Genomic DNA, 13,676 nt, shown 5'->3' with positions numbered 1-13,676 from the left:
TATTTGAAAAAATATAGAAATGAAAATTAGGTATAATAAAAGTAGATGAGATAGAAACAATCTATACCATCTGCTTTTTGTTTTTTAAAATATCATTTAGGACGGATTTTCGTTAAAATAAACCTTGTTGATAATTACATTGCTCTTCATAAATAATACTTCTATTTGTATTAGGTAATGAGGCAAATGTAATATTTTATATTTTTTGACTGAGAGTTTGGCGATATGTCCATAGTGAGAGGATTTGGAATTAACATGATAGATAATTTTTGGCGCGATTTACCACGGCCTTTTTTTGTGCTTGCACCGATGGAAGATGTGACGGATGTTGTTTTTCGTCACGTCGTAAGTGAAGCAGGTCGACCAGATGTATTTTTTACTGAGTTTACAAATTCGGATAGCTATTGTCATCCTGAGGGAAAGAAAAGTGTGCGTGGCCGTTTGCTCTTTACAGAAGATGAGCAGCCAATGGTGGCACATATTTGGGGAGATAATCCCGAGTATTTCCGTGAAATGAGTATTGGCATGGCAGAGCTAGGTTTTAAAGGCATTGATATTAACATGGGCTGCCCTGTACCGAATGTAGCTTCAAGAGGGAAGGGGAGTGGCCTAATTCTCCGACCAGATGTGGCGGCAGAATTAATTCAAGCAGCAAAAGCGGGCGGACTGCCTGTTAGCGTGAAAACGCGACTTGGCTACAAGGATGTAAATGAGTGGGAAGAGTGGCTAACGCATATTTTAAAGCAGGATATAGCGAACCTTTCGATTCATCTACGAACAAGAAAGGAAATGAGCCTAGTAGATGCGCATTGGGAGCTTATCCCGGAAATCAAAAAGTTACGTGACCGTATTGCACCAAATACACTACTAACAATCAATGGAGATATTCCTGACCGTCAAAAGGGATTGCAGCTAGCTGAACAATATGGTATTGATGGCGTGATGATTGGGAGAGGTATTTTTAAAAATCCATTTGCTTTTGAAAAAGAGCCAAAAGAGCATAGCAGTAAAGAGTATCTTAATCTTTTAAGACTGCAGCTCGATCTTCAAGATCAATATGCGGAAGAACTACCACGTTCCATTACAGGGCTTCATCGCTTCTTCAAAATTTATGTCAAAGGATTCCGAGGAGCTGGCGAATTAAGAAGTCAATTGATGAACACAAAATCAACGGATGAAGTGCGTGCATTGCTGGACAACTTTGAATCAAACAATATTGAATGACAATGAAATGATGGAACTACCAATAAAGTCAAGTAAATAACAGTAGAAGTAGGAGCAAAGAGTAGGGGATGAGATTTCCTTTTCTTTGCTCCTTTCAATGTAGATTTGAAATAAAGTCACGATATTTATAAAAAACATGCGACGTTTATAAAAAGATTTGATTAAAAATCCTGTGTTGCTATGCAGGATTTTTTTACTTGTTCCACAAACGAGCCAGATTGTTGAATAGCAACTTTTATGAAAGATTACCAAACGACGCTTTTGGGACGTTTTTAATTCAACTAACCCCACAGTTTATTTGAATTAAAAAAATGTTTAATAAGGACTTATTCATTGAATACGTCTTTTTTATTTTAGAAAAGTGCATCTTTTTTTGAGGGTAGGCTATCTAATAGATAGGGTGGTGAAAAGGATGGCGGTTTACGAAAAGAAAATAAAACAATCAATCAGAGGGGATCGAGAAGCACTGCTGTTTTTGCTGAATCAAGAGAAAGAGAAGCTTTATAGGACTGCTTATAGCTATGTTCGAAATGAGGCGGATGCTTTGGATGTTTTCCAGCAAACGGTGTTGCTAGCAATTGAGTCGGTTCATCAGCTACGAGAGCCAAAGTACTTCACAACATGGCTGATGAAAATTTGTATCAATGCATCAATAAGTGTACTCCAAAAACAAAAGAACGTAATTTTAATTGATGAATTTAAATTTAACACTCTCTCGACTGGGATCGCAACATCTGATGAAAAGCTGGATTTATTGGATGCCATTTATAAATTAGATGAAAAATATAAAACAGTCCTACTCTTAAAATATTATGAGGATTTAACTTTCGAACAAATAGCAGAGGTACTTGGCGAACCGATTGGTACAGTCAAATCGAACGGCAAGAGAGCGTTAGCGAAAATCAAAAAGACATTGAAGGGAGCGTACATAGATGAACGAACAAGACCGATTTAAGGAGGCATTGAATGAAATTTCTGTTCCTTCTAAAGAATTAGATGCTATTTTGGCTGACGCTTTTAAGCAGGAGAAGAAGCAACGGAAATTCCCCTTTATAAGAATAGTTAAATATACGGCTGTTGTGGGAATTTTATCGATAGGTCTCATTTCATCTGCTTATGTATCACCTGCATTTGCTAACTTTGTAACGAAAATCCCGATTATTGGTCAGGCATTCGACTATTTTATCCAACTGGAAGACTACTATCAAGCATATGAAGAGGTGAGTACAGATATTGGTATAGTCCAGGAAAGCAACGGAATTGAAATAATTATTGAAAAAGCATTTTACGACGGCAATACAGTAACCCTTTCATATATTATACGAGCTGAAGAAGATTTAGGCTCATCCCCGACTTTTGAGAATCTGCCAAAGAATATAGTGAATGGAAGCTATGATGGAGGGTATGTGAATGGTGTCGGCTATGTAGGCATGATGACGTTGTCTATGCGTGATAAAAAACAAGATAAAGTGAATATAGAATGGAGTCCTCATGCAATTTATTCGGGGGGAAAAGTAATGAAAGGCGACTGGTATTTTGAATTTTCTTTAAGCAAGCTAGAAGGAAAACAGATCGTAATTAATGAGCAAGTAAACAAAGAGGGTGTAACGGTGGAGCTAATCGATGCAATCAAAACAGATGTTAATTTAACGATTAACTACTTACAAGATATCGATCCTGCTGTTCATGAAAGATGGAATTATGTTGAGGCTGAATTGAGTGCGATTGATAATTTAGGCAATAAATATGAAGTTCCATATAACGGTGGATCTGGTACGAAGGATGGGGATTCGAGTGAAGATATCACATGGAATGCAACAATTCATGGACTAGATCCTGAGGCAACATCGATTACATTTTATCCATTCGCTCATGTAAGTAATAGTCAAAGTGATAATAAACGAATTGATTTCGAACCTATTACGATTGAATTAAATTAACTATTTATCCTTATTCGCTAACAAGCGCTTTAGTGTAACAAGAACTAATATTGTATACAAAATTATATAAAAAACGTTCTCAAATGAAAGTTTGGAAACGCACAAAGAAGGCACGAATTTTGTTAAATCAACGTTCATACCTGTTATCGTTCTTATACTTCAATTAAAGATAATCTTCCACAATTGAGCGCATTTCTTTAATTAAGGAATGCGTCTTTCTTCATCTAAAGGGCAAAATAGTTGAGTAAAGTTTCACTATATAAAAAAATTCGCATTAAGGCGAACTTAGTTTTTAACCAGTATCCCTAAGATATAGGGGTTGTATTTTTAGGTTACTTATTATAAAATCTAACTAACGTTAGGTAGTTTATATAAATATCATCGAAATACTGTTATTTTTTATTTAAAAATCTAACGAACGTTAGTTAATTTACAGTTATTAAAAAAGAAGGAGAGATTTTTTATGGCTTGGTTTTATCTTATTCTTGGAGGTATCTTTGAAGTCGGCTGGGCTCTTGGATTAAAGTATTCTGATGGCTTTACGAATATAAGTGTTCTAATTCCTACATTGTTGTTATTGGTTTTAAGCTTTTGGTGTTTTTCGAAAACATTAGTGACTCTTCCTGTGTCAACGGCCTATGCGGTGTTTACAGGACTAGGGGCATTTGGAACAGCTGTAGTAGGTATGACTTTGTTAGGTGATCCAGTGAGCTTTACGAAAGTTGTTTTAGTATTCATATTAATCAGCTGTATTATCGGTTTAAAAATAGTATCCAATGAAACAGAAACGGAAAGTGGTGAATAAAATATGGGATGGCTTTTTATAGTAATGGCAGGCTTATTTGAAGTTGGAGGCATTATTAGCCTTAAATTAACTGAAGGATTTACAAAACTTAAACCGACAATATTGTTGATCGTGTGCATGGGATTGAGCTTTTTCTTTCTTTCACTATCATTAAAGGAAATTCCTATTAGTATTGGCTATGGTCTGTGGACAGGTATTGGGGCAGCCGGAAGTGTGTTACTTGGTATGTTCATCTTTAATGAGCCTAAAAGTATAAAAAAATTACTGTTAGTTGGTGGTATTATAATTAGTATCGTAGGTCTTAAGCTTGTGTCCTAAATTGTTTTACTTTTAAATTGAGGTGAGGAAATGAAAAAGGGAGAAGAAACGAAACAAAACATTCTAGAACATGGATTAAGATTATTTTCCTCAAAAGGGTATGAGGAAACTTCTCTTAAAGATATCGCAACTAAAGTCAACATTAAGACACCTTCCATTTATGCTTATTTTTCAAGTAAAGATGAACTCTTTGAAAAAATAGTAGAATTTGTGATTGATGACTATGTTAAATTTATTGATGATCAAGCATCTACTATAGGTCCACTTTCCACTAAAGATCAGTTATATAAGTTGTTAGGAGAATTAAATGAATACTACTATATGAATGACAGAGGGGTTTTTCTTAAACGGTATGGCGTTTTCCCACCTGAAAGATTTAAAGAACTTATCACTCAAAAAAACAGTATGGTTGAAAATGAAATTAGAAAATTACTTTATAGAATTTTAAATGTTGAATCAGACGATCATCAGTTTATCGATAAAGAGAACATTGCAACAGCTTTTATATGTCTCCTAGATGGCATGTTGTTCTATCTCATGAATTATTCATTTGAAGAATATGAAAGAAGGCTAACATCTACTTGGAAGGTGTTCTGGAAAGGGATATTGAAATAGATGACCTCTGAGTCTGGGTGACAGGGTATAATAAGATTAAATTCTTATTTATTGTATAAACTTTGATAGCATACTAGAGAAAATGCTTCTTAGATTAGGGAGAAGGATTTACCTTCCCCTATCTTTACCTAAAGCTCAACTTTAAGGCTTCTATCACCATTGTTAGCGCCGTTATAATAAAGACAAACCATAGACAACGATTGTTGTCATGATTATTTTGCTCTCATCACCCTCAAACTTACAAATCCAAAGACTACTGAAGTTAATACAAAACTTTCTATTAATCCTTAAAACACTATATCAGTCATCTTCTACTCCTTTGTAAAATGCCCTCATTTTTTACCAGGAGAATCATAGAAAGCTGGTTAGAAGCAAATTACAGTGATGATTTAGATGTTATAGTTCTTCCTGAAATGTGGTCAACCGGCTATGCTTTGGAAGAACTGAGAGAAATCTGTAAAGTGGATGGTAATCAGTCCATTGAATTTTTACAATCACTGGCTAAGAAGTTTAATGTAAATTTGATAGGTGGCTCGATTGCTGTATTAGAAGGTAAAGACATCTATAATCGCGCTGTTGTTGTCAATCGAATGGGCGAAATTGTTCATGTATACGATAAGATGCATCTTGTTCCAATGTTAAATGAACCAAAATTTCTAACAGGCGGTCATAATCAAGTTGAAGTATTTGAACTTGAAGGTGTAAAGATGGGGGTTATTATTTGTTATGATTTACGATTCCCTGAAATTATCCGTGACTTAGCATTGCAAGGTATTCAAGTTCTACATATTGTAGCAGAATGGCCACTTGCAAGGGAAACTCACTGGAATACGTTAATTCGTGCTCGCGCAATTGAGAACCAAATGTATGTTGTTTCATCCAATGTTACCGGAATAAAATTAGGAGTAGTATTCGCAGGTTGTTCGCAAATTGTAGATCCCTGGGGAGACATCGTTCAGAAATTAGACCAAGAAGTTGGTGAAATAAGAGCAACTTTAGATTTTGAAAAAGTACTGCAAATAAGAAGAGAAGTTCCCATATTCGAGACGAGGGTACCAGAGAAATATAGAAAATTATAATGTATTTAGTGATCAAACTATCACCTTCGAATGTTTAGTTATTTTTGTAAGACGATAACAAGCCTTTATGTTTTACGGTAACTTCTTAAATCGAATGTATTTTTTGTTAATATCGACATCATGAAACTATTCTCCTTTCATATTCAATTTTCGACCAAAGGAAAATATCCCGATCGAGCATAAAGAATGCTAAAAGCTGACTGCTGGTCCATAAGTAATGGAGGTTAAATCAATTGAGCACAGATAATTTTATAACTACTACACAAGTTTTGAATGAAAAAGCAGTTTTATCTGCTCTTGAATTAAATTTAGCCATGATCGAGTTTAATTTACAAGGCGAAATAATTTGGGTTAATAAAAACTTCTCAAACACTTTGGGATATGAAGTAAAAGAAATGAAGAATATGAGACATAAACAATTATGTACTGAGGAATTTAAAAACAGTAAAGAATACGTTTTATTATGGGATAACCTCATCAAAGGAATAAAGTTCCAACAAAAAATGCAGAGAGTTGATAAATGGGGAAATTTATTATGGCTTGAAGCTACCTATATACCAATTCGAAATGACAATGGAAATGTAAGTCATGTTTTGAAGATTGCCACAAATATTACAGAACGTGAAAATAAAACAAGGGATGTTATAGCTCAATTAAATGATATGTCTACAGAGTTAGGGAATATGGTTGTTTCAAAATCTAATGAAAACATTCAAGCTCTTAATTCTCTAAAAGAAGACACTAAGTTAATAAGTGAGGTATCTAAATCTATAAGATATATAGCTTCTCAAACAAACCTATTAGCATTAAATGCAGCCATTGAAGCAGCCCGTGCGGGGGAACATGGGAAAGGATTCGCAGTGGTTGCAGATGAGGTCCGTAAATTAGCCAATAATTCTGATGAAGCTATCAAAGATGTCAGCTCTTATGTAGGACACATTACCGATGAAGTAACAAAGGTTAGTGATATCACGGAAAACTTACAAAAGTTAGTTGAAATCACTCAACTAAAGATTGATAAAATAATGAATGAGTTTGGATGATGATTTCATAAAGGACCCAGGCACTTTAATTTTGTGCCTGGGTTTTATAATAAATGAAAATTTTTTTAAAATAATTGTATCTGTTTAATTCCAAACAAACTGAATTAAACTTGTATTTATTAAACATCACCAATATATATATATTGGAAATTTCCTTTGTGATCGTATACAAAACTTATCAAAAGCTTTTCTTCTTTTTCTAAGTTTTCTAAATAATAACCAATTTCTGTACTATTGGATTGAACATTTAAATAAGCAATGAACATTGGGAGTTTTGCTTTCTCAATTGGGAATGCAGCGCTATTTGTATTGTCTGGGGTCTTGAAGTTTATCTCACCATGTAACACATTAAAATCAGCGTGATAATCAGTTTTTATTTGTTCATATTGTTCTTCGTTGATCAATCTCATAATCGTTCTGGATGTACTATCAAATTGTTGGAGATATACACTATAATCACTTTTCAAATTCTGCAATTCATCTTTTAATTTCTGATTTTCTTCTTTAAGTTCGTTAATTTGAGTTGTATGATCTTGAGTAATAGAAGTTTTTTCTTCTTTATCGGAACAACCTATTAAAATTACAAGGATACAAAAAAATATACCTAACTTAATTTTTTTCATGCTATTCCCCCTTAATATAAATATACACTGCAGCTAAACGAATTTTAATGTAAAAATTAGAAAGCATTAGAGAATTTGTTAAGAAATGTTCTCAAAGTGGTTTATAATCTTCTACAATCGGGCGCTTTGTTTGAAGACCATTGAGCTGCTTAAACTGCTCTTAATAGGATGAAAAGGACTAATTTGCATGGGCAATGGTTGGTCTGATTACGGCAGGCTTCGGTAATGGCCAAAACCTTAATTTGGCTGTACCTGCCAATCTAATTTATCAGATTGCTCAAAACTTTATAGAATTAGTGACTTGAATTTCCACTATTCAACCATTGCTTTTTCTTTCGTAATCTTATAGAATGTAGAACGGTATAAATGAACGATATAAAAATCCTTTAATACGGTCCAGAGAGGCTGAAAAGGGCTATGTGATATTTTTAAGCTTAAGCTAATATCTTTGCTTTGTCATGCCCTTTTGTCCTCTGTGACGGAAGGGCTTTTATTATTGATCCATACCCCTCTTTTAAAGGAAGTCCCGTGAGGCTTCAAAAGAGAATGGACAAGACAGCTATAATCCATTCACTAAAAGAGATCGACAACTAGAAAATTGGAGGCTAGAAAGAATGGATTATCGTAAAAAAACCGTGGTCGCTTCAGTGGCAGGGCTGACGCTAGAGGGAATGGACATTATGTTTATTTCTTTTGCTATGACAATGATTATTGCAGAATTTAATATTGATCTTGCAACGGGTGGATTGATTTCATCCATCACGAATATTGGGATGCTACTTGGTGGTATTGTTTTCGGTGTGTTAGCAGATAAATATGGTCGAGTAAAAGTGTTTACCTATACGATTATTTTGTTTGCCATCGGAACGGCTTTAACAGGAGTAGCAACAAGTATTGAACAAGTTTATGTTTATAGATTTATTGCTGGTTTAGGTGCTGGCGGAGAATATGGTATTGGTATGGCCCTTGTAGTGGAGGCTTGGCCAAAGAATAAACAAGGCAGAGCATCCTCCTATGTCAGTGTGGGCGCACAATATGGAGTGATTTTAGCAGCATTGTTAAGTGCTATTATTTTACCAACTTTAGGGTGGCGTGCATTATTCTTTGTAGGATTACTACCAGTTATTTTCGCCTTTATTGTACGTAAAAATATTGATGAATCACCAGAATGGTTAGCAGCGCAGAAACAACAAAACAATAAGCAAGAGAACGGGAAATTGGCACAGTTATTTGCTTCACCACGTATCACCATGACAACACTCTCGCTGATTTTAATGGCTACTGTTCAAATTGCAGGCTATAATGGTCTGATGATTTGGCTACCTTCGATGTTACAGAAATCGCAAGGTTTATCGGTTTCAAGCTCAGCATTATGGACAATTAGTACTGCTGTAGGAATGATTATTGGTATGCTGACGTTTGGTAGATTTATGGATCGTTTTGGTGCTAAGCGGACATTCGGTATCTTTTTAGTAGCCTCTGCATGTGCTGTATTCCTTTACTCGTTTGCAACGGGCGCAGTTGCGATATTAATAGGCGGTGCGGTTGTAGGATTCTTCTCTAATGGGATGTTTGCAGGATATGGAGCATTAATTAGTAGCTTCTATCCAGTACAAATTCGCAGTACAGCAACAAACACCATTTTTAACTTTGGACGAGCTATAGGTGGGTTTTCACCAATCTTTGTTGGTTATATTTTACAAAGCTACGATATGACTGTTGTTATGATTTACTTAGCAGCACTGTATTGTATTTCCTTTATCGTAATGCTAACGCTTAAGAGCTCAGGTAAGGAATTGCAAACAGCATAATTTTATAGAGCACGAAAGAACGAATTCCACTTCTGCAAATGGGATTCGTTCTTTTCTTTATTAGTATTTAATTATAATAAACCCTTTGAACGTTTTTCAGCGATTTCAACAAGGCGTTTTGTAATCTCTCCTCCAACGGAACCATTTGCGCGAGAAGATGCTTCTGGCCCAAGCTGAACGCCAAACTCTTGTGCAATTTCATATTTCATTTGATTGACAGCCTCATGTACACCAGGTACTAGAAGTTTATTTGAACTGCGGTTATTGTTAGCCATTGTTCTCACCTCCTTGACCTTAGAATGGTTGCGATTAATCTTTTCATACATTTAAAAAGTAGGAAATGCACACGCTATTTGCTAACAACAACAACTTGTGGAAAGCTAGCAATAATCAGCAAACACTCTGTTATAATTAAGCCTGGCTCTTTACTATATAAGGTTAATTAAAGGAGGAATATAAAATGACGAATAATGATATCTTAATTCGTTTACGCTATGCGTTCGATATAAAAAATGTAGATATGGTAGAAATTTTCAAACTTGGTGGCATGGATTATACAAAGGAAGAAGTATTAAATATGCTGATTAAGATTAATGATGAGGAAGAAGCGCCAGAAGAATACATCAAATGTAATAATAAAATGTTAGAGGCATTTTTAAATGGATTAATTACTTTTAAACGTGGGCCTCAGAAACCCAAGGAAGGACAGGCTGTTGGACCGTTACCTGTGTCAGGTAAAGAAAGCCCAAATAATATGCTACTAAAGAAAGTAAAAATTGCTTTAGCTTTAACAACTGAGGAGATGCTTGAAATTTTATATGAAGGCGGCATTAAAGTTACAAAAGGTGAATTAGGTGCTATTTTAAGAAATCCAAGTCATCGTAATTATAAAGAGTGTGGCGATTCATTCGTACGAAATTTTTTAAGGGGCTTAACATATAAATATAGAGCCTAATGCCCAATAGATATCAATCATCAAGTGCCAATTTTTTCTTTGAAACTCGTTGACAATTTGTGACGAAATTGTGTACAATAAATTTATCATAAAATGTTCACAAAAAAGATGAAAAATGTTCACAGACAAAGGGGTGCTTGTATGATTTATTTTGACATCTTATTAGTAGCTATTGCATGTATTACAATGCCTTTTATTGTTGCGGTTATGTTAGATATTTTTTATGCGGAACGAAAAAAAGTACGCTTTTCATTACGTCGTACTTCAGTATGGTATATCGCTATGTTTGCATTATCCTTTATACCATCCGTATTACTTGTTACACAAAACGTATAATTTATTCAAACACTTAGGGGTAAGTGAAATGAAAATAAACAGCTACAACGCTAATTGAGGTTGTAGCTGTTTTATTTTGTTCAATAGATGAATAAAAACTTTAAAATAATGTATTTTTAAGCACATAAATAATTATTAATGAAGGTTAAGATAGTATAAAGTATGTATGTTTTAAGAAGAGAACATTGACTACTTTTACCTACTGTGTTAATTTTGGTAGGGAAATATAGGCAAATTTACTGAAAAGTAAAGACGCAAAGCTACAGGTCTAAGGCAATAAATGCTATGACGGCTGGGTTGCAAAAGAGTGCTAGTTGTATCATTCTCATTCTAGTTTTTGTTCTTTTATGCCTATTTCTTTTGAAATAGGCATTTTTTTTTGCAAGTAAAGTTCAAAGGAGGAAAAGGGGAAATGAAGTTGTTAAAAAACACATCACTAAAAAATAAGCTTTTACTAACAGTCTCTATTGTTGTATTACTGCTTATCGCTATTATTACGACGCAAAGTATTAGTGAATTGAATAATCGGATGAATGTGGATTTGGAGCAAGAATTAAAAAGTGTTGGTTTATTAACAGCTATGAACTTAGACAGTGATGAAGTAAAAGAGCTGCTGTCCGAAAAAGGGGAAACAAACGCAAAGTTTACAAAGATCCAAAAGCAACTTGATATGATTCAAGAACAGCAAGGTATTATGAGCTGGAGTTATATTTGGGATGTAAAGGATGAGGGTGGCGTCAATCCAATTGGCTATACCTCTAATTTAAATGAAGTATATGAAGCTGGTGAAATTTTTAATGATTTAGCGGATGAACATGTAGAAACAGCAAAATTAGCTATTGAAAATAATAGTACAGAGGTAACTGATATTTTCGAGGATCCTTTTGGTTCTTGGAGAACGGTTTTTAGTCCTATTAAAGATGATAATGGCCAACTAATCGCCCTATTAGGGATTGATTACTCCGCTGATTATATCAATACGATTATTAAAACAAGTGTAATTAAGCAAATTGTCATTGCCATTATTGGTATTTTAATTTTATTAATTTTAGTTTACATAATTATAGATCGACTTTTAAAGCCACTGAAAAAAGTAGTGAATGTAGCCAATCAAGTGGCAAATGGTGAATTAATCGATGTTGATTTAGAGACATCAAAGGATGAAATTGGAAAATTATCTGAATCCATCCGAACAATGGTGGCCAATTTGCAACATATTATTTTAAACATACGCAATACATCCAATCACGTTTCTTCAGCCGCCAATCAATTAACGGTACATGCTGGTGAAACCTATAACAGCTCCACAAATATTGCTCTAGATATGAATCAAATTACACAAAATGCCGAGGCTTCGATGACTATGACAGAAGAAACTGCTGCTGCTATGGAAGAAACTGCAACAGGTATTCAGCAAATTGCTGATTCTGCAAACACAGCTGCGGAATCATCTATTTCAGCATCACAGGCTTCGGAAAGAGGAAATGAAGTTGTACAACAAGTTATTGCGCAAATGGAGTTAATTAATGATTCTGTTGAACAAATAGGGACAACCATTAATGGACTACATGTTAATACAAAAAAAATAAGTGAAATTGTTAGCTTAATTACTGCTATTGCGGATCAAACAAATCTATTAGCATTAAATGCTGCCATCGAAGCGGCACGAGCAGGTGAACATGGTAAAGGCTTTGCCGTTGTTGCGGATGAGGTGAGACGCTTAGCTGAACAATCCTCTCAATCCGCAACAGAAATTTACAATTTAATTAATTCTATTCAGTCTGATTCAAACGCTTCTATCACGGTTATGGAGAAAGGCAAAGAGGATGTTAAGGTAGGGATGGCATTTACCAATGAGGTTGGTGAAATCTTTAAAGAAATTCTTACTTCCTCAGAAGAGGTGGCTAGCCAAATACGTGAAATTTCAGCAGCCTCACAACAAATTTCTGCCTCCTCAGAAGAAGTGGCGGCATCTGTTAATAATATTAAACAATCTGCAGAGCAATCAGCAGAATTCTCTTCTAATGTATCGAAATCTACACAAGAGCAATTATCTACCATGCAGGAAGTAAAGGATGCCTCTTCATCATTGGGCAAAACAGCAGAAGAGCTGCAAGGTCTTGTGGCAAAATTCAAATTGGAGAATGATCATAATGGACATTAATTTTACAGGGAAAAATGTTTTAATAACAGGCTCTAGTAAAGGAATCGGTAAAGCAATTGCATTAGGCTTTGCGCAACATGGAGCCAATATTTTAATTAATTATATTGGGGATGAGCAAGAGGCAGAAGCTGTACGTGCTGAAGCAGAAAGGTATGGTGTGAAAGCTTTAATATTCCACGCTGATGTTTCTAACTCACAAGAAGTACAAGCGATGCATCAATTTATGGACGAGCACCTCGGGGAAATTGATATTCTTGTAAATAATGCTGGATTTGCACAGGGTTCCAGCATTACAGATTTAACGGATGAGCAGTGGGATCGCATGATTAAAGTTCATTTATATGGCTGCTTCTATAATTGCCGTGAAGCAGCTAAAAGAATGAAGGAACGTAATACAGGAAAAATCATCAATATTTCATCTGATATTGGTAGCTTAGGTTGTGAAGAATTCACGCATTATTCAGCTGCGAAGGGTGCTATTAATGCTTTTACAAAGGCTTTAGCAAGAGAATTAGCACCTTCTATACTTGTCAATGCAGTTGCTCCTAGTGGAACATTTACGGACATTTTACAAGAGTTTGGCGATAACTATGTGGAGGAAGAATCTGCAAAATATCCATTAAAACGTTTAGCGCAACCAGAAGAGATTGCGAAAAGTGTATTATTTTTAGCCTCTAATCATGCTGACTTCTATACAGGCCAAATCTTAACGCCAAATGGTGGCGTCGTAATGAACGGATAATGGAAAACGAAGGAGTAAATA

15 protein-coding genes and 1 riboswitch are annotated in these 13,676 nt (G+C 34.9%); of the genes, 13 read left to right on the top strand and 2 right to left on the bottom strand.

Annotated features, from left to right (window positions below):
* Positions 1-255 precede the first annotated feature (255 nt).
* The 8 genes from MKZ14_RS19440 (at position 256) to MKZ14_RS19405 (ending at position 7,024) form a co-directional block, all read left to right on the top strand.
* Complete coding sequence (locus MKZ14_RS19440) at positions 256-1,224, top strand: tRNA-dihydrouridine synthase (RefSeq protein ID WP_312126578.1); 969 nt, start codon at positions 256-258, stop codon at positions 1,222-1,224.
* A gap of 412 nt (positions 1,225-1,636) precedes the next feature.
* Entirely contained in the window at positions 1,637-2,179 is a 543-nt protein-coding gene (locus MKZ14_RS19435; protein WP_339280360.1) for a sigma-70 family RNA polymerase sigma factor, read from the top strand.
* Positions 2,157-3,164, top strand: coding sequence for a DUF4179 domain-containing protein (locus tag MKZ14_RS19430; protein WP_339280359.1), 1,008 nt, complete (start codon positions 2,157-2,159; stop codon positions 3,162-3,164). The genes MKZ14_RS19435 and MKZ14_RS19430 overlap by 23 nt, the downstream gene beginning before the upstream one ends.
* A gap of 463 nt (positions 3,165-3,627) precedes the next feature.
* Positions 3,628-3,969, top strand: a complete 342-nt coding sequence (locus tag MKZ14_RS19425) for a multidrug efflux SMR transporter (protein ID WP_036076886.1) — start codon at positions 3,628-3,630, stop codon at positions 3,967-3,969.
* A 3-nt stretch (positions 3,970-3,972) separates the two neighbouring features.
* The gene (locus tag MKZ14_RS19420; protein WP_036076887.1) at positions 3,973-4,287 is read left to right on the top strand and encodes a multidrug efflux SMR transporter; all 315 of its coding nucleotides are present in this window, start codon (positions 3,973-3,975) and stop codon (positions 4,285-4,287) included.
* Between the two features lie 30 nt (positions 4,288-4,317).
* A complete protein-coding gene (locus tag MKZ14_RS19415; protein ID WP_339280358.1) occupies positions 4,318-4,902 on the top strand; it encodes a TetR/AcrR family transcriptional regulator in 585 nt (194 codons plus the stop codon).
* Between the two features lie 326 nt (positions 4,903-5,228).
* On the top strand, positions 5,229-5,981 hold the full coding sequence (locus tag MKZ14_RS19410; protein WP_339280357.1) for a carbon-nitrogen family hydrolase: 753 nt from the start codon (positions 5,229-5,231) through the stop codon (positions 5,979-5,981).
* A gap of 314 nt (positions 5,982-6,295) precedes the next feature.
* The gene (locus MKZ14_RS19405) at positions 6,296-7,024 is read left to right on the top strand and encodes a methyl-accepting chemotaxis protein (protein ID WP_339281021.1); all 729 of its coding nucleotides are present in this window, start codon (positions 6,296-6,298) and stop codon (positions 7,022-7,024) included.
* 119 nt (positions 7,025-7,143) lie between these two features.
* On the opposite strand, the gene MKZ14_RS19400 is transcribed toward MKZ14_RS19405, so the two are convergent.
* Positions 7,144-7,647 carry a hypothetical protein gene (locus MKZ14_RS19400; RefSeq protein WP_339280356.1) on the bottom strand — a complete coding sequence of 168 codons (504 nt, stop codon included), beginning with the start codon at positions 7,645-7,647 and terminating at the stop codon, positions 7,144-7,146.
* 614 nt (positions 7,648-8,261) lie between these two features.
* On the opposite strand from MKZ14_RS19400, the gene MKZ14_RS19395 reads away from it, so the two are divergent.
* Positions 8,262-9,458, top strand: coding sequence for an MFS transporter (locus MKZ14_RS19395; RefSeq protein ID WP_339280355.1), 1,197 nt, complete (start codon positions 8,262-8,264; stop codon positions 9,456-9,458).
* Between the two features lie 71 nt (positions 9,459-9,529).
* Here the strand turns inward: MKZ14_RS19395 and MKZ14_RS19390 are convergent, their stop codons facing one another.
* Complete coding sequence (locus MKZ14_RS19390) at positions 9,530-9,733, bottom strand: alpha/beta-type small acid-soluble spore protein (protein ID WP_004225662.1); 204 nt, start codon at positions 9,731-9,733, stop codon at positions 9,530-9,532.
* Between the two features lie 185 nt (positions 9,734-9,918).
* On the opposite strand from MKZ14_RS19390, the gene MKZ14_RS19385 reads away from it, so the two are divergent.
* The 4 genes from MKZ14_RS19385 to MKZ14_RS19370 all read left to right on the top strand — a co-directional run bounded on the left by MKZ14_RS19385 (position 9,919) and on the right by MKZ14_RS19370 (position 13,655).
* Complete coding sequence (locus tag MKZ14_RS19385) at positions 9,919-10,413, top strand: DUF1456 family protein (protein ID WP_036076905.1); 495 nt, start codon at positions 9,919-9,921, stop codon at positions 10,411-10,413.
* 141 nt (positions 10,414-10,554) lie between these two features.
* Positions 10,555-10,749 (top strand): hypothetical protein, encoded by a 195-nt coding sequence (locus MKZ14_RS19380; RefSeq protein WP_004225659.1) that lies wholly within the window; start codon positions 10,555-10,557, stop codon positions 10,747-10,749.
* Positions 10,750-10,968: 219 nt separating this feature from the next.
* Positions 10,969-11,054: riboswitch (cyclic di-GMP riboswitch) on the top strand.
* A gap of 107 nt (positions 11,055-11,161) precedes the next feature.
* Positions 11,162-12,913 carry a HAMP domain-containing methyl-accepting chemotaxis protein gene (locus MKZ14_RS19375; protein ID WP_258860047.1) on the top strand — a complete coding sequence of 584 codons (1,752 nt, stop codon included), beginning with the start codon at positions 11,162-11,164 and terminating at the stop codon, positions 12,911-12,913.
* Positions 12,903-13,655 carry an SDR family oxidoreductase gene (locus tag MKZ14_RS19370; protein WP_036076910.1) on the top strand — a complete coding sequence of 251 codons (753 nt, stop codon included), beginning with the start codon at positions 12,903-12,905 and terminating at the stop codon, positions 13,653-13,655. Before MKZ14_RS19375 ends, MKZ14_RS19370 begins: the two co-directional genes overlap by 11 nt.
* The last annotated feature ends 21 nt before the right edge of the window (positions 13,656-13,676 follow it).

Source organism: Lysinibacillus sp. FSL P2-0066 (assembly GCF_037969495.1).
In the GTDB taxonomy this organism is placed as follows: Bacteria; Bacillota; Bacilli; order Bacillales_A; family Planococcaceae; genus Lysinibacillus; species Lysinibacillus boronitolerans.
The sequence above is the reverse complement of the archived record's forward strand: the minus strand, read 5'-3'. Positions and strand labels throughout refer to the sequence as shown.

What these genes read in the sequence shown, in the direction of transcription:
- MKZ14_RS19370 (WP_036076910.1), top strand. Translation starts at nt 12,903, where the DNA reads ATGGACATTAATTTTACAGGGAAAAATGTTTTAATAACAGGCTCTAGT.
- MKZ14_RS19380 (WP_004225659.1), top strand. Translation starts at nt 10,555, where the DNA reads ATGATTTATTTTGACATCTTATTAGTAGCTATTGCATGTATTACAATG.
- MKZ14_RS19410 (WP_339280357.1), top strand. Translation starts at nt 5,229, where the DNA reads ATGCCCTCATTTTTTACCAGGAGAATCATAGAAAGCTGGTTAGAAGCA.
- MKZ14_RS19390 (WP_004225662.1), bottom strand. Translation starts at nt 9,733, where the DNA reads ATGGCTAACAATAACCGCAGTTCAAATAAACTTCTAGTACCTGGTGTA.
- MKZ14_RS19385 (WP_036076905.1), top strand. Translation starts at nt 9,919, where the DNA reads ATGACGAATAATGATATCTTAATTCGTTTACGCTATGCGTTCGATATA.
- MKZ14_RS19440 (WP_312126578.1), top strand. Translation starts at nt 256, where the DNA reads ATGATAGATAATTTTTGGCGCGATTTACCACGGCCTTTTTTTGTGCTT.
- MKZ14_RS19395 (WP_339280355.1), top strand. Translation starts at nt 8,262, where the DNA reads ATGGATTATCGTAAAAAAACCGTGGTCGCTTCAGTGGCAGGGCTGACG.
- MKZ14_RS19420 (WP_036076887.1), top strand. Translation starts at nt 3,973, where the DNA reads ATGGGATGGCTTTTTATAGTAATGGCAGGCTTATTTGAAGTTGGAGGC.
- MKZ14_RS19415 (WP_339280358.1), top strand. Translation starts at nt 4,318, where the DNA reads ATGAAAAAGGGAGAAGAAACGAAACAAAACATTCTAGAACATGGATTA.
- MKZ14_RS19400 (WP_339280356.1), bottom strand. Translation starts at nt 7,647, where the DNA reads ATGAAAAAAATTAAGTTAGGTATATTTTTTTGTATCCTTGTAATTTTA.
- MKZ14_RS19435 (WP_339280360.1), top strand. Translation starts at nt 1,637, where the DNA reads ATGGCGGTTTACGAAAAGAAAATAAAACAATCAATCAGAGGGGATCGA.
- MKZ14_RS19430 (WP_339280359.1), top strand. Translation starts at nt 2,157, where the DNA reads ATGAACGAACAAGACCGATTTAAGGAGGCATTGAATGAAATTTCTGTT.
- MKZ14_RS19425 (WP_036076886.1), top strand. Translation starts at nt 3,628, where the DNA reads ATGGCTTGGTTTTATCTTATTCTTGGAGGTATCTTTGAAGTCGGCTGG.
- MKZ14_RS19375 (WP_258860047.1), top strand. Translation starts at nt 11,162, where the DNA reads ATGAAGTTGTTAAAAAACACATCACTAAAAAATAAGCTTTTACTAACA.
- MKZ14_RS19405 (WP_339281021.1), top strand. Translation starts at nt 6,296, where the DNA reads ATGATCGAGTTTAATTTACAAGGCGAAATAATTTGGGTTAATAAAAAC.